The sequence below is a fragment of the Streptacidiphilus fuscans genome (genome assembly GCF_015690355.1).
GTDB lineage: Bacteria > Actinomycetota > Actinomycetes > Streptomycetales > Streptomycetaceae > Streptacidiphilus > Streptacidiphilus fuscans.
The window spans coordinates 462,461-479,392 of record NZ_JADPRT010000005.1; the positions used below are offsets into that span (position 1 = coordinate 462,461).

Below are 16,932 nucleotides of genomic sequence, written 5' to 3' on the forward strand. Positions count from 1 at the left end.
TCGCCTTCGAAGTGACCACTCACCGGAATTCCCCGGTTTGTTGCGCATTCCTCGCCGAAGCTGCGTCAAAGGCCGAGATCGGCCCCGGTAATGCGAGGCGGTGGTTCACCGGATATTCGCCTCGGAATTCCCCGGCCGGGCCACCCTTTCGGCGTAGCGTCGCGGCGCCTGGACCGGCACCTCCCGCGTCGCCGGCCCCGCCGGGCTCCCCGCGTGCCCGTCACCGCGTCCGCAGGAGGGACAGTCCGGACGGAGCCGGTGCGTGCGGATCGTCCGCGTGAACGAGGAGTAGCTGCCCGAGTAGCCCCGCGTCACGACATCCGCGTAGAGCACCGCCGCCGGAAGGTGGGGACTGCCCGTCAGTTGGCGTCGGCAGTAGTCGAGGAAGGGGTCCAGGGCACTGGGACGGGCGCGCGGGGCGCCGGTGGTTCGCTCGCCGCGCAGATAGGCGCGGATGGTGGCGCGATCACGGCCCAGGTGGCGTGAGATCGCACTGATCGAGTACCCGAGCTGGAAGAGGTCGCGGGCTTCTTTTTCCTCCGCCGCAGTCAGCATCGGCGACCTCACACGGCCACGGGAAAGAGCAACGGAATGTGCTTCACAGGAGACTCCAGGAATCGGGCAGAACAGAAAGGGATGCCCACCGCATTCCGTCGTCGGCGACGGCGACGGCACGGCGTGGAACACCGGCCGGGCCGGTCAGCGGGCCGCCCCGAAACGGTCCGCTCCGACCGGCCCGGCCGGAGAACGGGATGACAGGTCCGCGGCACTCCTCGGCCGCACAGGCAGCTCCGGCGACCTGGAGGCCGCCCACAAAGGAATGGGTCTGTGCACGCGCGTTCGCCACGTTCCCGGTCGCATCGAACCGGCATCCGCAGGCGACGGGCGGACTGTCCAACGACGTTGGACAGTAGTCCCCACCGGACGACACTGCAAGTAGTCAATCAATTACAGATCGTGATCACCCGACACCGATCGACGAATCCGGGGCGCCCGTGAGTCGGTCGTCCTGCTCTCCGGCGAGCTGCCCGGCCCACCGGATCGAGATCAGTCCGCGGTGGGCAGGTCCAGCACGCCGGTGCCGCGCTTGATCAGCTCGCCTGCGACGATCAGGCGCTGGATCTCGGAGGTGCCCTCCCAGATCCGGTCCACCCGCAGCTCGCGGTAGAGCCGCTCGACGGGGTAGCTGCGGTCGTAGCCGCGCCCGCCGAAGATCTGCACGCAGCGGTCGATCACCCGGCCCGAGGCCTCACTGGCGGAGAGCTTGGCGATGGAGGCCTTGGCGTGCAGGGTCTTCCGGTCGGTTTCCGGCTGGTCGGCCTCCCAGGCGACCTGGTGGGTGTAGGCGCGGTGCACCGCGACGTCCGTCGCGCTGTCCGCCAGCATGCCCTGGATCAGCTGGAAGTTGGCGATCGGCTGCCCGAACTGCTCCCGGCCGACGGCCCAGTCACGGGCCAGCTCCAGCCCGCGCTCGGCCGCGCCGATGGTGCGGGCGGCGATCATCAGCCGCTCCTCCGTGAACCAGGACCGGGTGATGTCGTAGCCGTTGCCGACCCCGCCCAGCACGCAGTCGTCCGGGACGAAGACGTCCGTGAAGGTGAACTCGGGGTGCTCGTAGACGAAGGTGTGCATGAAGCGCGGCACCCGGGTGATCTGCACGCCCGGCGAGTCCTTCTCGACCAGGAAGAGCGTGGGCGCCTTCTGCGCGCCCCCTTCGTCTGCGGCTGCGGCGAGCAGGATCAGGAAGTCGGCGTGGTCGCCCACGGTCACGAACCACTTCTCGCCGTTGATCAGCCAACCACCCTCGGTCCTGGTCGCGGTGGTCGCGAGGTTCTGCGGGTCGGAGCCCGCGTTCGGCTCGGTGACGGCGTAGCAGTCGCGGCGCTCGCCCCTGATCACCGGGAGAAGGAACCGCTCGCGCTGCTCGGGCGAGCAGAAGCGCAGCGCGTTGGCGGGACGCCAGACCATGTCCCACAGCGCGCCGGTGAGGCGGCCGAGCTGCTCCTGGACGACGACCTGCTCCAGGACGGTGAGTCCGGCGCCGCCCCACTCGGCGGGCATGTTGACGGCCTGCAGGCCGGAGTCGAGCACAGCCTTGCGGACGGCCTCGTGCGCCTCCGGCGGCAGGCCGTTGTTCTCCTCGCAGTCGGACTCGTAGGCGGCGACGACGTCGGCGAGCTCCCGTGCCCGGGCCTTGAGCTCGACCTGACGGGGGGTGAGGCGGAAGTCCATGGCTTTCCTCGCAGTTGTGGGTGAGGGACGAACGGGCGGGGAGGTCAGTGCGTGGGGAGCTGCAGCGCGCGGGTGCCTCGCTTGATCAGTTCGTTGGCGATGATCAGGCGCTGGATCTCGGAGGTGCCCTCCCAGATCCGGTCCACCCGCAGCTCGCGGTACATCCGCTCGACGGGGTAGCCACGGTCGTAGCCGCGCCCTCCGAAGATCTGCACACAGCGGTCGATGACGCGTCCGGCTGCCTCGCTGGCGGCGAGCTTCGCCGTGGAGGCCTTGGCGTGCAGGGTCTTCCGGTCGGTCCCGGGCTGGTCGGCCTCCCAGGCGACCTGGTGGGTGTAGGCGCGGTGCACCGCGACGTCAGCGGCGCAGTCGGCGAGCATGCCCTGGATCAGCTGGAAGTTCGCGATCGGCTCCCCGAACTGCTCCCGGCCGACCGCCCAGTCGCGGGCCAGCTGCAAGGCCCGCTCGGCCGCGCCGACGGTCCGGGCCGCGATCATCAGCCGTTCGTCGGTGAACCACTCCTTGGTCAGTTCGTAGCCCTGGCCGACCTCGCCCAGCACGTCCTCGTCGGCGACGAAGACGTCGGTGAAGGTGAACTCGGGGTGCCCGTTGACGGCGCTGTGCATGAAGCGCGGCACCCGGGTCATCGCCACGCCCGGGGCGTGCTTGTCGACGAAGAAGAGCGTGGCGGCCCGCTCGGGCCCGGCGTCGGCCTGGACCACCAGAAAGTCGGCGATGTCGCCGCAGGTGACGAACCACTTCTCACCGTTGATCAGCCAACCGCCCTCGGTCCGGGTCGCGGTGGTGGTCCCGGAGGAGGGGTCGGAGCCCGCGCCCGGCTCCGTGACCGCGAAGGCGTCGAACTTCTCGGCGCGGACGATCGGCAGCAGGTACTTCTCCCGCTGCGCCTCGGTGCCGTGGACCAGCACGTTGGCGGGCCGCCAGGGGATGTCCCACAGGCAGTTCGTGACCTTGCCGAACTCCTCCTCGACGATCACCTGGTCGAGCAGTGAGAGGCCTGGACCGCCCAGCTCCACCGGCATGTTGATGGCGTAGACGCCCGCGTCCATGGCGGCGCGGGTCAGCTCCTTGACCGTGTCGGCGGGGAGGGGGCCGCCGGCCTGCTCGGACTGGTCCTCGTACTGCATCAGCAGCCGCGTGTAGGCGGCGGCGCGGCGCTTGAGGTCGGCCTGTTCGGGTGTGTAACGGAAGTCCACGACGTTCCTCCTGGGTGCGTGCGGGGTGGGGGGACGGGTCCGGCGTGGGCAGGACCTCAGCCGAGGACGGCGCGGGAGTCGAGGGCCAGGGCCCCGTGCGGCGTCACCAGCAGCGGGTTGACCTCGAGTTCGGCGATCTCCGGGTGGGCGGCGGCCACGGCCGTGATCCGGGCGACGGCCTGCGCCGCCGCCGCGACGTCCACGGCCGGTCGGCCGCGCACGCCGTCCAGCAGGGCGGAGCTGCGCAGACTGCGCAGCAGCAGCTCGGCCCGCTCGGCGGTGACCGGCGCAAGTGCGAAGGCGACGTCACCGAGCGCCTCGGTCAGCACGCCGCCGAGACCGACCATGGCCACCGGCCCGAACCGGTCGTCGCGCTTGACGCCGACGATCAGTTCGACGCCGTCGGCGAGGTCGGCCATGGCCTCGACCGAGTACGACGGTGCGCCGAGCCGCTCGTGCATCGCCCGGTACGCCGCGACCAGCGCCTCCTCGTCGGCCAGGCGCAGCGCGACGCCGCCCGCGTCGGACTTGTGCAGCAGGTGCAGCGCCTTGAGGACGTAGGGGCCGGCGAATTCGCGTGCGGCATCGCGCAGTTCCGCCTCGGTACGGATCTCCCGCGCGGGCGGGAAGGACACCCCGGCTGCCTCCAGCAGGCGACGGGTCGGGTAGTAGTCGGGGTCCCCGAGCGCCGCGGCGGCCTCGGGCAGTGCCCGCAACTCCCGTGCCCCGGTGGCAGGCGCCAGCGCCGCCAGCGCGCGGGCTGCGTCCTCGACCGCCTCGTAGACCGGGACGCCCGCCTCGACCAGGGTGCGGCAGCTGGGCGACGCCGGATACATGGACTGCACGGCCACCGGCTTTCCGCTCTCGGGCACGGCGGCGGCGATCGCCTCGGCGGCCTTGCGCTCGGCCGCGCCCAAGGTGCCCTCGGCGCCGCCGAGGCCGTCCTCGGACGCCGCGTAACCGCCGAAGTAACCGGTCACCAGGACCGCGTCGACCTCGTCCGTGGCCAGCAACCTCTGCACGGTGCGCGCATAGGACATGGGGTCCTGCTCGCCCATCCCGGCCAGATCGACCGGATTGCCGACGGCCGACTGTTCCCACAGCGCCCCGGTCAGCTCCCGTTGCAGCGGGGCGGACAACTCCGGGACAGCCAGGCCGGTCGCCTCGACGGCGTCGGCTGCGATCGCGCCATGGCCTCCGCCGTCGGTGAAGACCGCGACGTGCCGTCCGCGCGCCCGTCGGCCTGAGTCCAAGGCAGCCAGGACCGAGGCCAGTTCGCGTGGCGTGCGGGTCAGCTCGACGCCTGCGTCGCGGCAGGCCGCCACCACCACGTCGGCGGAGGTGGTCAGCGCCCCGGTGTGGGACTTGGCGCTGCGCGCGGAGGCGTCGCCTCGTCCGGCGGTGAGCAGAACGACCGGCTTCCCGGCGCGTGCCGCCGCCTCGGCGAAGGCCCGGCCGTCGCCGAAGTCCTCGGCGTAGACGGCGATGGCGCGGGTGCCCTCATGCCGGGCGCAGTCGTCCACCAGGTCGACCAGGGTGACGTCCGCCTGGTTGCCCAGCGAGACGAAACGGGAGAACCCGAGTCCGTGCGGCTCCAACCGCAGCTGCAGCTCCAAGGCCAGATTGCCGCTCTGGCTGAGCAACGCCACCCCGCCGGGCGTGAAGTGGTCCGAGGCGAGGTGGAGTTCGGTGGTGTTGTCGGCGATGCCCAGGCAGTTGGGGCCGACCAGCAGCGCTCCGGCCGCGCGGACCCGCGCGGCGACCGCCCGCTGCCGCGCCAGTCCGGCATCCCCCAGCTCGGCGAAGCCCGCCGTGATCGCGACGACCGCTCTGGCGCCGCAGGCGAGCGCCTCGTCCACGGCCTCCTCGAAACCGGCGAGCGGGACGCTGACGACGACCAGGTCCACCGGTTCGCCGATCGCACTGAGGCTGGTCTCGGCACGTCGGCCCAGGACCGTGCCGCCACGCCGGTTGACCAGGTGCAACGGGCGACGACTCGCGGCGCGCAGCGCCTGGACGGCGATGGCGTGTCCGTACTTGGCCGGGTCGTCGCTCGCACCCACGATCGCCACCGAGGCGGGATCGAAAAGGGGGGTCAGGTCACGGACGGCAGGTTCCCTGGTCATCTCTCACCGCTCCAGGCTGAGCGCGCTGTTGGGGCAGGCCGCGACGGCGGCACGGGCGGCATCTTCCTGTTGGGGCGTCAGCTCGACAGCCAGCAGTCGGGCGTAGCCCCACTCGTCCAGGTCGATCAGTTCGGGCGCGGGTTCCAGGCATTCGCCGTAGCCCTGGCAGCGGGTGGCGTCGATGCGGAGTCTCATGGCGTACCTCGGTTCGGTCGGCGAACAGTTCGGTCGGCGAGCAGCGGTCAGTCGACGGCGGCCAGGGCGTGAGGGGTCCCGGCCGGTTCGGGGACAGGGACACGCAGCCGTGCGCCCGCGGCGGGCGGAGTGGCCGCGCACACCGGGCAGGGGTGCCGCAGATGCGCCCCGACGAGCTCGGGAAAGCCGGCGAGAAGAGTGGCGGCCAGCTTGGCGGCGGCGTCGAGCAGGCCGCACGCACCACGACCGGGCAGGCCCTGGGACCAGCGGGCCAGCTGATCGACGCCTGCGTCGGGGCACTGCGCCCGGGTCAGCGCGACCAGGGTGTCGCGCAGGGATCGGGTACCCGAGACGCAGACGCCGCACTGGCGGCTGCTCTCGGCGGCGAGATGATCCACGGCGTCGGCAGCGACCGATACCGGGCACTCGTCCGGCGCGAGAAAGCGGATCGCACCGCAGCCGAGGCCGGTGCCCGCCAGGGCCAGTCGAGCACGGTCGAGCGGCAGTTCGAGTGCGTCGGACACGAGCAGGCCACCGAAGAGGCCGCCCATCAGGACGGCGCGCGGCACGGGCGTCCCCTGGAGACGGGCGAGCTCACGCAGCGTGGTGCGGTAGCGGGCCTCGGTGAGGAGGGCTTCGCCCGAACCGCCCGAGAGGGTGAGCAGAACGGTCCCCGCCGCGTCGTCCCGGTGGGTGAGCAGCGCCAGCCGGGCCAGCGTCTCGACGTTGGCGACCAGGGTGGGCGCGCCGCCGACGCCGTGCTCGAAGGGACGCGGCGGCTTGGCTGTCGGCAGCGCCGGCCCGCCGTCGATCCGCCGCACCACGGCGCTCTCCTCACCTGCCACATAAGCGGGTTCGGTGCGGACCACCTCGATCGGCAGGGCCGGTCGGGCGGCGGCGAGCGCCTTACGGACGCTGCCCTCGGCCTGCGAGTCCGAGAGGTAGACGTAGCCGCGCTCGGCTCCGGTGATCCTGGCCGCCTGGACCAGACCGTCGAGGACCAGATGCGGGCGGGCCCGCACCAGCCAGCGGTCCTTGACCGAACCCGGCTCGCCCTCCTCACCGTTGGCGACCACGACGGGGTCTGTCCCGGCACTGCTCCCCCGCTCCCTTACCGCGCGCAGCTTGACGGCGAAGGGGAACCCCGCGCCTCCGTGTCCGCGCAGGTCGGCGGCCTCGACGCGGGCGAGGAGCGTGTCGGGGTCGACCTCGGCGCGGTGGCCGCGACGAGCGCGGTAGGCGTCCAGGTTCTCGGCGCGGTCGGGGTCCGGTCCCAGGGCCGGCGTGGGTGCGCCGGACAGGGTGCGGATCACGGTCATGGGGTGCCTGCCTCTCGGCTCGGTTCGGGACGGCTCAGTTCGAGGTGGCTCGGGTCGGGGCGGCTCGGGTCGGCAGTGGTGGACCGTCCGGGGGGAAGCCGCTCACGCAGGCGCCGGACGGCCGAGCTGAGCAACGCCCGGTCAGCGGCGGCCTGTTGGTAGGCATCTCCGGGGAGGCCGATCAGCAGCTGGTGATGGCTGAGCACGACCTCCCCGACGACCAGCGCGGTCTCCGGATCGGCCGGCACGACCTGGACGGCCGCGTCCACGACGAGCTGCGTCACCTCGCCCAGGTAGCGGAGCCAGGTCTGCCGGGAGCCGTGGAGGATCAGCCGCTCGATCCGCCGCCGCTCCTCCGCCTCACCGTCCGTCCCTCCGCCGGGGCCTGCGCCGGCCACCTGGCTGCGCAGCCGCGCGACGGCGTACGGCAGTTCGCGTTCCGGCTCGGGGGTGAGCCCGAGCCAGGTCAGCTTGCGGGAACCGTGCATTCCTGCCTCCGCGGGGGACGGAAGAGAACGGTCTGTCGCCGAAGGAACCGGCGCGAACCGTGGTGGGAGAGGGAGAGGTGGTGCCCGAACGAAGCGGTGCCGGGCCCGCTGAACGGTCGCTCCTGGGATGGGACGTCAGGAGCGCCGGAGTCACCCGGGCCGTGGTCGGAACCGTACTGATCAATCAGTCAGTCAGCAAGTATTGACACCGAGCCTTTCAAGCAGCAACCTTGCCGCACCGCTCGCTGAGCAGACAGTCAGTCCGTCCGTTCAGCAGTCGGCTTGCACCGTCAGTCCCTGCCCCTCTTCGGCCCCGTGCGACGAGCAGGAGTGCCATGCAGTCCGAACTGACCCGCCGATCGGCCGACGGGACCGCTCCTCCCGCGGCCCTGTCGGCGGCCTACTACACCGACCCCGCCATCGCCTCCGCCGAGAACGACCACGTCTTCGCCCGTTCCTGGCAGTTGGTATGTCACGAGTCCGACCTGCCCGGCCCGGGAGCCCGGCTCGCCGCCTGGGCGGCCGGCCGCGAAGTGCTGGTGGTCCGCACCGAGGACGGCTCGCTCGCCGCCCACCTCAACGTCTGCCGCCACCGCGGCACCCGGCTGGTCTCCGCACCGGAGCCGTCCGGCAAGGCGATCCGCTGCCCGTACCACGGCTGGACCTACCGGCTCGACGGCAGCCTCGTCGGCGCACCGGAGGCGCGCCAGATCCCTTGCCTGGACAAGCCCAGGCTCGGACTCCACCGGGTGGCCGTCGAATCGTTCCTCGGCTTCGTCTTCGTCAACCTCGACGGCCGCGCCGCTCCGCTCGCCGTGCAGTGCGCCGGACTCGCCGAGGCGGTCGGCCACTACGCCGGGGCCGACCTGGTCCCGGTCGGCAAGAGCCGGATCCACGACCTCGCCGGTGCCGAGGTCCAGCACGCCAACTGGAAGATCGCGGTCGACAACTACCTGGAGGGCTACCACGTCCCGGTCGCCCACCCCGGTCTGATGCGGCTGCTCGACTACCAGCGATACGTCGGCGACGTGCACGGCGGCTACGCGCTCTTCGAGTCACCGCTGCGCGACAAGCCGTCCTCCAACCTGGTCGAGCGGCTGTACCAGCGACTGGCCGCGCCGATGCCCGGCCTGACCGCAGGCGACCGCCGGACCTGGCGCTTTGCGATGATCTACCCCAACACCATGCTGGACTTCTATCCTGACCACGTGATCGCCTGGACCGCCGTCCCCGTCGCCCCCGACCGCGTTGCGGTGCCCGGCGCCTTCTACACCAAGCACGGCGCGAGCCTTCGCACCGCGCTGGCCAGGCGACTGAACATCCATATCGGCTGGATCACCAACGACGAGGACGCCGAACTGGTGGCCCGGGTCCAACACGGCCTGGCCACACCCGGTTTCGAGCCGGGACCGCTCTCCCGCCGGGAGTCGGCGGTAGGCTGGTTCGCCGACCGGATCCGAGCCGACCTCGGCCGTCCCGCAGACCCCGCCGACCCCGGCGGCGACCTCGACAACCTCACCGGCCTTGCAGGAGTGGAAGCGTGAACTCCGAGGAGCGCGCCGAGCAGACCCGCAGGGTGATCCTGCTGGCCGCGTGCGACACCATCGCCGAGGTCGGCTTCGAGAAGGTCCGGATGCGGATGGTGGCGGAGCGCGCGGGGGTCTCCTCCGGCCTGCTGCACTACCACTTCGCGACCAGGGAGAAGCTCTTCCTCGAAGCGCTCGCGTTCTCCTACGAGCACGCCGGTGTCGAGGGCTACGGTGCCCGACCGCCGGAGGCGCAGCCGAACACCTGGCGGCTGGGCCGCGTCATCGACGCCTGTCTGCCGATCGACGCAGAACTGCGCCGCGACTTCCTGCTCTGGCAGGAGCTGCACCTGCGGGCCGTGCGGGACGCCGACTCGTTGACCGTCGCCCGCGACCTCTACGCCAACCTGCGCGACTGGATCGCCGGAGTGGTCCGCGACGGACAGGCGACCGGCGAGTTCACCGCCTGTGACGTCGGCCGGCTGGCCGACCTGGTCATCGCGCTGACGAACGGTTTCGGCACCCGGATCCTGCTGGGCAGCTCGGCGCTGGACGTCGCCGACGCCCGCGACCAGATCTGGTCGCTGATCGCTCCTCAGCTCGGCATCACCACACCTTTCCCCGCCGCTGCGGCCGCCGTCGCGGCCAAGTCGACCACCGTCTCCGCAGGCTGACGCTCCGCCACATCTCCCCCACTGCCGGGCCGCAGTCCGGTGACCGGGCACCGCTGCGCCTCCCGAACAGAGCCGGGGACCGCGCACGCCCTCGGCCGCCCCCTCGGGCCTGTCCGGCGGATCGGCCCAAGCCGAACCCACCCATCCGGAGAGGACACTGATGTCCGATCACCTCCCTCAGCTCTCCCCCCGCTCCCCACTCTCCAGACGTTCCCTGCTGCGCGCCGGCGGCCTCGGCGCCCTCGGCCTCGGCCTGAGCGGTTGCGGCTTCGCGCCGACGAGCAGCGCAGCCGCCGTGGCCTCGATGCCGCCGATCGACGTCAAGGTGGACGGCCCGCTCGTCTACTTCAACTGGGCCGACTACATCGAGCCCACGGTCTTCGCGGGCTTCCAGAAGGAGTACGGCGTCCCGATCATCCAGTCGAACTTCGACTCCATGGAGAGCATGGTCGCCAAGCTCGACGCGGGGAACAGATACGACGTCATCTTCCCCTCGGCCAAATACGCGCAGCGCCTGGTCGAAGCCGGACGGCTGCGCGGCATCGACCACAGCCGACTGCGCAACGCCGAGCTGGTCTTCGGCAGCTACACCTACTTCGCCAACCCCTGGTACGACCCCCGGTCCGCGCACACGGTGCCGTTCACGATGTACAAGACCGGGATCGGCTGGCGCAAGGACAAGCTCGGCTCCCTGACCGGCTCCTGGCAGGACCTGTGGGACGCGCAGTCCAGCGGCACCACCTTCCTCCTGGACGACGAGGACGAGGTGCTCGGCATGGCCGCGCTCAAGCTCGGCCTGGACCTCAACACCACGAACCAGGGCGAGCTGAACCGGATCACCACCCTGCTCGGCACGCTCCGCCCCCACCTGCGCGGCTTCTCCAGCGACGACTACAACAACCTGCTGAACGGCAACGCCACCATGACCCAGGCCTGGAGCGGCGACATGGTCAGCGTGCTCAGCCAGGCGAACGACGCGTCCGTCTACGGCTTCGAGGTGGCCAGGGAGGGGTCGCCGATCAACTCGGACTGCTTCGCGATACCGGCGAACGCCCAGCACCCCGGCACCGCGATGCTCTTCATCGACTACCTGCTGCGTCCCGAGAACGCGATCAAGACCATCAAGTACCTCGGCTACCCGATGCCGGTCAAGGGCACGGAGTCCACCTACGCGTCTCTGGTCGAACAGCTGCCGCAGTGCCTGATCGAGCCCGGCGACCTGCGGCCCGAGCTGTACTTCCAGAACGCGAGCAGTGCCGGCTCGCAGGCGCGCGACGCCGCCTGGACCGACGTGAAGGCGGGCTGAGATGGCGCTGCGCACCACCCCCGGCTCCGCCGCGACCGCCGCCAGGTCCTCCGGGGACGGGTCGCCCACCCCGCCCGACGCGCGCGGCAGGTTCGCCCGGCGCAACCGCCCACCGAGGCCGTCCGCCGCCGGAGCGCGGATGTGGACCTGGTTGACACTGCCGGGCACAGTCTGGATGTCGGTCTTCTTCATCGCCTCCCTCCTGCTGGTGGCCGCGATCTCCTTCGGCACCACCGACCAGCTCGGCGACCCGCGATTCGGCACGAACCTCGGCAACCTCAAGGCGCTGGGCGACCCCGCCTACCGCGACGTGATGGTCCGTTCGCTCGGCTACGCGGCGTTGACCGCGGTGATCTGTCTGCTGATCGCCTACCCCGTCGCCTACGCGATCGCCCTGCACGCGGGGCGGCTGAAGAACGCGCTGATCGCCGCGATCGTGGTCCCGTTCTTCGCCAACTACCTGGTGCGGATGTACGGGTGGTCGGTGGTGCTGTCCGACGACGGGCCGCTGCTGCGGTTCCTGCGCGCGATCGGTCTGGCCGGGCCGCACACGAAGATCCTCAACACCGGGTTCGGCGTGATCGCCGGACTGGTCTACGGCTTCGTGGTCTTCATGATCATCCCGCTCTACGCGGCCATGGAGCGCATGGACACCTCGCTGATCGAAGCGGGTCGCGACCTGTACGGCGGGCCGCTGCGCACCTTCCTCTTCGTCACCGTACCCGCGACCCGGCAGGGCGCGGGGGCCGGCATGGTGCTGGTGTTCCTGCCCGCGATGGGCGACTTCGTCTCCGCCCAGTTCATGGGCGGACCGAACCAGATCATGATCGGCAACCTGATCCAGGACAAGTTCTTCGAAGGTCAGGACTGGCCGCTCGGCTCCGCCCTGACGATGGCGCTGATGGCGGTACTGCTGGTGGCGATGTTCGGCTACCTGCGCCGCACCCGCAAGGACGAGGCGGAGGCCCTGCGATGACCCAGCTCACCCGCACTCCCCGGCGGACTCGCCCGAACCGGCGCTTCGGTCGCCGCCGCGCCGAACGCAAGCCGCTCTTCGCGATCGCCGTCACCGCGGTCTTCTTCGTGCTGCTCTACCTGCCGATCGCGATGGTGGTGCTCTTCTCCTTCAACTCCCAGAAGTCGCTGACCGTCTTCAAGGGCTTCAGCCTCCGCTGGTACGAGGCGTTCTTCCACGACAGCACGCTGCTCAGCTCCCTCGGCATGAGCCTTCAGGTCTCACTGGTCGCCATGGTCGGCTCGGTGGTGCTGGGCGTCGCCCTGGCCCTCGGACTGGTCCGCTCGCGGGGCAGGCTCGGCAACTACGCCGGACTGATCATGATGGTGCCGCTGATCACCCCGGAGATCGTCACCGGCGTCGCCTCGCTGCTGCTCTTCAAGGGTCTCGGGATCACGCTCGACACGGGCACCGTGATGATCGCCGAGATCACCTTCTCCATCTCCTACGTCACCGTGATCCTGCGTTCCCGGGTGGCCGCGCTCAATCCGGAGGTCGAGGAGGCCGCCATGGACCTGGGCGCCACCCGCTGGCAGGCGCTGCGGCTGGTCACCCTGCCCGCGCTACTGCCCGCGATCCTGGCCAGCGCGGTGCTGATCTTCGCCCTGGTCTTCGACGACTTCGTCCTCGCCTACTTCACCACCGGCGTCGACCCGCAGCCGCTGGCCGTGCGCATCTACTCCGCCATCCGCTTCGGCGTCGAGCCCACCATCAACGCGGTCGGAACGCTGATGCTGGCCGGCTCGATCACCCTCATCGGCCTCGCCCTGGCCATCCCCCGCCTCTTCGGCCGCAGCGGCGGCCTCGACCTCATCTCCGGGGAGTAGCAGTGATGGAAACCACTCCTGCGGTCCGACTGGACCACGTCAGCAAGGAGTTCGCCGGCTCCTACGCCGTACGCGACCTGAACCTCGACATCGCACCCGGGGAGTTCTTCTCCCTGCTCGGCCCCTCCGGCTGTGGCAAGACCACCACGCTGCGGATGATCGGCGGCTTCGCCGACCCGACCGAGGGCAGCATCCTGCTCTCCGGCGACGACGTCACCGCGCTGCCGCCCGACAAGCGCAACGTCAACACCGTCTTCCAGAGCTACGCCCTCTTCGACCACCTCAGCGTCGCCGACAACATCGCCTTCGGCCTCAAACGCAAGGGCGTCGCCAAACCGGAGATCCGCGAACGGGTCGGCGCGATGATCGACCTCGTGCAACTGGGCGGCATGGCCGACCGCAAACCGCGCACCCTCTCCGGCGGACAGCGCCAACGCGTCGCACTGGCCCGGGCGCTGGTCAACCGTCCGGCCGTGCTGCTGCTGGACGAGCCGCTGGCCGCGCTGGACCTCAAGCTGCGCCGGCAGATGCAGGTCGAGTTGAAGCAGATCCAGCGCGAGGTGGGCATCACCTTCGTCTTCGTCACCCACGACCAGGACGAGGCGCTGACCATGTCCGACCGGGTCGCCGTGATGAACGGCGGCCGGGTCGAGCAGTGCGGCACGCCTGAGGACGTCTACGAGCGGCCGGAGAGCCGGTTCGTGGCCTCGTTCATGGGCACCTCCAACGTCATCACCGGCGTCTACCGCGACGGCCGGGTCCAGCTTCCCGACGGCCCCGCGCTGCCGGTCGGCCCGCGTCCGGGCATCAGCGACGGAAGCTCCGTCAACATGTCGATCCGGCCGGAGAAGATCTGGCTCTCCGACTTCGAACCCGGCATGCCCGTGGTCAGCGGCGTGATCCGGGAGACCGTCTACTCCGGCCCGACCACGACGTACCTGGTCGAGCTCGCCCCTGGGGTGACCGTCGCCGCGCTGGAGCAGAACACCGCCCGTGCCCGGATGGAGGACCGCTGGGAGGGCGGCGAGACCGTCGAACTCGGCTGGAAGACCGACCACTGCCTGGTCCTGGCGGACTGACCCGACCGAGAGAACGGAGAGGAGAGGAGACGTCAGATGAATCACGACGTCATCGTGCTCGGCGCGGGCCTGGCCGGGCTGAGCGCCGCCCGGGACCTCGCCGCCGCCGGAGTCGACGTGCTGGTCGTCGAGGCACGCGACCGGGTCGGCGGCCGGGTCGAGCAGCAGCACCTGCCCGACGGCCGGACGGTCCAGCTCGGCGGCGAGGTCGTCGGCCGCGCCCACACCGCCTACCTCGGCCTGGTGGGGGAGTTGGGCCTGACGCTGACCCGCAGCTACACCGCGGAGCCGGGCGAGATCGTCCGCGCCACGCCCGAGGGCGTCTCCGCGGGTGATCCCCCGCACTGGTTCGGCCCCGGCGACACCGCCGAGCACCAGCAGGCCACCGAGGAGTTCGTGGCCCTGGCCAAGACCGTGGACCCGGAGGCCCCCTGGTCCCACGAGCACGCCGCGGAACTGGACGCTCTCTCCGTCGGGGAGTGGCTGCGGACCCGCGGGACCTCACCGGCCGTGGTGCGGCTGTGGGAGATCGGCCAACTCGGGCTGGCCTCCGGCTCCAACGAGCGCACCTCGCTGCTGTCGGCGCTGCGCAAGCAGGCTGCCGTGCCGAGCGAGGGCCATTACGACTACGAGGACTGGGAGGGTCTGCGGGTCGCCGAGGGGTCGGCGACGGTGGCGCTGCGGATGGCCGCCGAGCTGGGACCCCGGGTCCGGCTGGGCGCGCCGGTGACAGCCGTCGACATCCGCCCGGACCGCTGCACGGTCCGACTGCGCGGTGGCGAGACCGTGACGTCCTCGGCCGTCGTGTGCGCCCTGCCGGTCGGGCCGCTGCGCGCGATCGCCGTCACCGGGGTCTCCGCCGCACGGCTCAGCTCGCTGCATTCCCAACGGCAGGCGCTCGCAGCCAAGTTGGTCGCTGCCTACGACCGCCCGTTCTGGCAGGAACGGGGGCTCTCCGGCCTCTCCGAGTGCGAGGGCGTGCTCGGCAGCACCTGGCCGCAGAGCACCAGCGTGCTTTCCGCGCTGGTGCCGCCCGAGCGCTACGGCGTGCTGCTCGGCATGCCCACCCACCTGCGCCAGGCCGAACTGCTCGCCGACATCGAGGCCCTCTACGGGCCGGACGCCGCCCGGCCTTCCGCCACCTGGCTGCGACTGTGGGGCACCGACCCGTGGACCCAGGGCTATGTCACCCAGTGGGTGCCGGGCGATGTCCTGCGGGTCGGCCCACTGCACGGCACCCACGAGCCGCCGTTCTACGTCTGCGGATCCGACCAGTGGGTCGCCGGCTACATGGAGGGCGCGGTCCGCACCGGACGCGCCGCGGCCAGGGAGGTGCTGCTCCGTGGCTGACATCGCATCAGGCCTGCTGGCGCACAACCACATCGACGGTCAGGAGCAGGAGGCCGCCGACGGCGGTCGGATGCCCTTGGTCGATCCGGCCACCGGGCGGTTGCGCGGCTATGCACCGTGCTCCGGTGCGGCCGACGTCGACCGGGCCTGCCGCGCGGCCGAGCGCGCCTTCGGCCACTGGTCGCGCACCACACCCGCCGTGCGGCAACGCGCGCTGCTGCGGCTCGCGGAGAGCATGGAGCAGCACGCCGACGCGCTCACCGCCGCCGAGGTCGGCGACACAGGCAAGCCGCCGCAGGCCTTCCGCAGCGACGAACTCCCGGCCGTCGTCGACACCGTCCGGTTCTTCGCCGGAGCCGCGCGCAGCCTGCCCGGCAGTGTCGCGGCCGAGTACACCGAGGGACGCACCTCCCTGCTGCGCCGCGAGCCGCTCGGCGTCTGCGCGCAGATCACGCCGTGGAACTACCCGCTGATGATGGCGGTCTGGAAACTCGCCCCGGCGCTTGCGGCGGGAAACACGGTGGTGCTCAAGCCCGCCGACACCACCCCGTCCTCGACGGTCCTCCTGGCGCGGCTGGCAGCCGAGCACCTGCCGCCGGGCGTGCTCAACGTCCTCTGCGGCGACCGCGGCACGGGAGCCCGACTGGTCGGCCACCCGACCCCCGCCATGGTCGCGGTCACCGGCAGCGTCCGGGCGGGGCGCGAGATCGCGACCGCCTGCGCCGCCGACCTCAAGCGGGTCCACCTGGAACTGGGTGGCAACGCACCGGTGCTGATCCACCAGGACGTGGACGTCGAGGAGACGGCGCAGGCCCTGGCTGACGTCGCCTACTACAACGCGGGCCAGGACTGCACCGCCGTGACCCGGCTCCTGGTCCACCGCAGCATCCACGACGCGTTCACCGCCGCCCTCACCGAGCGGGTCGCCAAGCTGACCACGGGCGGCCCGGACGAGCCTGGCGCCGCCTACGGCCCGCTCAACAACGCCGCCCAACTCGCCCGCGTCCGCGGCCTGCTGGACCGGCTGCCGGAACACGCCGAGATCCTGACCGGAGGTCGCGCCCTCGACCGGCCGGGGTACTTCCACCAGCCGACGGTCGTCGCCGCGGTGCGGCAGGACGACGAGATTGTGCAGGAAGAGGTCTTCGGCCCGGTGGTCACCGTCCAGCCCTTCGCGGACGAGGACGAGGCGCTCCGCCTCGCCAACGGCGTCCGGCTCGGACTGGCCGCGAGCGTGTGGACCCGCGACCTGGACCGTGCCATGCGCGCGACGCGGTCGCTGCGCACCGGCATCGTCTGGGTCAACAGCCACGGCACCACGGTCTCCGAGATGCCCCACGGCGGACGCGGCGACTCCGGCCACGGCAGCGACCTGTCGATGACCGGCCTGCTGGAGTACACACAGGCGAAACACGTGATGCTCTGACGCGGGCGCGTGGGCGCCGGACCCGGCAGGGGCGGTCCGCCGCCCACGCGCACACCACCCCTGAGCAGGGCCGACGCCGCCACCCGGTAAGATCTGGACCGGACTGCGCCGCCCCGACCCGGGCCGGGCGTACGGTCGGACTCTCGTCGAAC

The 16,932-nt window shown here is 71.4% G+C and carries 15 protein-coding genes; 8 read left to right on the forward strand and 7 right to left on the reverse strand.

Features of this window, described 5'->3' with window-relative positions:
* Positions 1–105 precede the first annotated feature (105 nt).
* The 7 genes from I2501_RS15355 to I2501_RS15385 form a co-directional block, all read right to left on the reverse strand.
* Complete coding sequence (locus I2501_RS15355; protein ID WP_196194537.1) at positions 106–567, reverse strand: terminase gpP N-terminus-related DNA-binding protein; 462 nt, start codon at positions 565–567, stop codon at positions 106–108.
* Between the two features lie 480 nt (positions 568–1,047).
* The gene (locus tag I2501_RS15360; protein ID WP_196194538.1) at positions 1,048–2,232 is read right to left on the reverse strand and encodes an acyl-CoA dehydrogenase family protein; all 1,185 of its coding nucleotides are present in this window, start codon (positions 2,230–2,232) and stop codon (positions 1,048–1,050) included.
* Between the two features lie 44 nt (positions 2,233–2,276).
* Entirely contained in the window at positions 2,277–3,449 is a 1,173-nt protein-coding gene (locus tag I2501_RS15365; protein ID WP_196194539.1) for an acyl-CoA dehydrogenase family protein, read from the reverse strand.
* Positions 3,450–3,505: 56 nt separating this feature from the next.
* Positions 3,506–5,575 (reverse strand): acetate--CoA ligase family protein, encoded by a 2,070-nt coding sequence (locus I2501_RS15370; protein ID WP_196194540.1) that lies wholly within the window; start codon positions 5,573–5,575, stop codon positions 3,506–3,508.
* A gap of 3 nt (positions 5,576–5,578) precedes the next feature.
* Complete coding sequence (locus tag I2501_RS15375; RefSeq protein WP_196194541.1) at positions 5,579–5,770, reverse strand: ferredoxin; 192 nt, start codon at positions 5,768–5,770, stop codon at positions 5,579–5,581.
* Positions 5,771–5,817: 47 nt separating this feature from the next.
* The gene (locus I2501_RS15380; protein WP_196194542.1) at positions 5,818–7,089 is read right to left on the reverse strand and encodes an NADH-ubiquinone oxidoreductase-F iron-sulfur binding region domain-containing protein; all 1,272 of its coding nucleotides are present in this window, start codon (positions 7,087–7,089) and stop codon (positions 5,818–5,820) included.
* On the reverse strand, positions 7,086–7,577 hold the full coding sequence (locus tag I2501_RS15385; protein WP_196194543.1) for a hypothetical protein: 492 nt from the start codon (positions 7,575–7,577) through the stop codon (positions 7,086–7,088). Before I2501_RS15385 ends, I2501_RS15380 begins: the two co-directional genes overlap by 4 nt.
* Positions 7,578–7,912: 335 nt before the next feature.
* On the opposite strand from I2501_RS15385, the gene I2501_RS15390 reads away from it, so the two are divergent.
* From I2501_RS15390 to I2501_RS15425, 8 genes are all read left to right on the forward strand, one after another.
* Positions 7,913–9,121 carry an aromatic ring-hydroxylating oxygenase subunit alpha gene (locus I2501_RS15390; protein ID WP_196194544.1) on the forward strand — a complete coding sequence of 403 codons (1,209 nt, stop codon included), beginning with the start codon at positions 7,913–7,915 and terminating at the stop codon, positions 9,119–9,121.
* Positions 9,118–9,777: a TetR/AcrR family transcriptional regulator gene (locus I2501_RS15395; RefSeq protein ID WP_196194545.1), complete on the forward strand. Its 660-nt coding sequence runs from the start codon at positions 9,118–9,120 to the stop codon at positions 9,775–9,777. Before I2501_RS15390 ends, I2501_RS15395 begins: the two co-directional genes overlap by 4 nt.
* Before the next feature lie 160 nt (positions 9,778–9,937).
* The gene (locus I2501_RS15400) at positions 9,938–11,083 is read left to right on the forward strand and encodes a polyamine ABC transporter substrate-binding protein (protein WP_196194546.1); all 1,146 of its coding nucleotides are present in this window, start codon (positions 9,938–9,940) and stop codon (positions 11,081–11,083) included.
* 1 nt (position 11,084) lies between these two features.
* A complete protein-coding gene (locus I2501_RS15405) occupies positions 11,085–12,059 on the forward strand; it encodes an ABC transporter permease (RefSeq protein ID WP_196194547.1) in 975 nt (324 codons plus the stop codon).
* The gene (locus I2501_RS15410; protein WP_196194548.1) at positions 12,056–12,925 is read left to right on the forward strand and encodes an ABC transporter permease; all 870 of its coding nucleotides are present in this window, start codon (positions 12,056–12,058) and stop codon (positions 12,923–12,925) included. Before I2501_RS15405 ends, I2501_RS15410 begins: the two co-directional genes overlap by 4 nt.
* Positions 12,926–12,930: 5 nt before the next feature.
* Entirely contained in the window at positions 12,931–14,004 is a 1,074-nt protein-coding gene (locus I2501_RS15415) for an ABC transporter ATP-binding protein (protein ID WP_196194549.1), read from the forward strand.
* 36 nt (positions 14,005–14,040) lie between these two features.
* Entirely contained in the window at positions 14,041–15,354 is a 1,314-nt protein-coding gene (locus I2501_RS15420; protein WP_196194550.1) for a flavin monoamine oxidase family protein, read from the forward strand.
* Positions 15,347–16,780, forward strand: a complete 1,434-nt coding sequence (locus I2501_RS15425; protein ID WP_408022736.1) for an aminobutyraldehyde dehydrogenase — start codon at positions 15,347–15,349, stop codon at positions 16,778–16,780. The genes I2501_RS15420 and I2501_RS15425 overlap by 8 nt, the downstream gene beginning before the upstream one ends.
* The last annotated feature ends 152 nt before the right edge of the window (positions 16,781–16,932 follow it).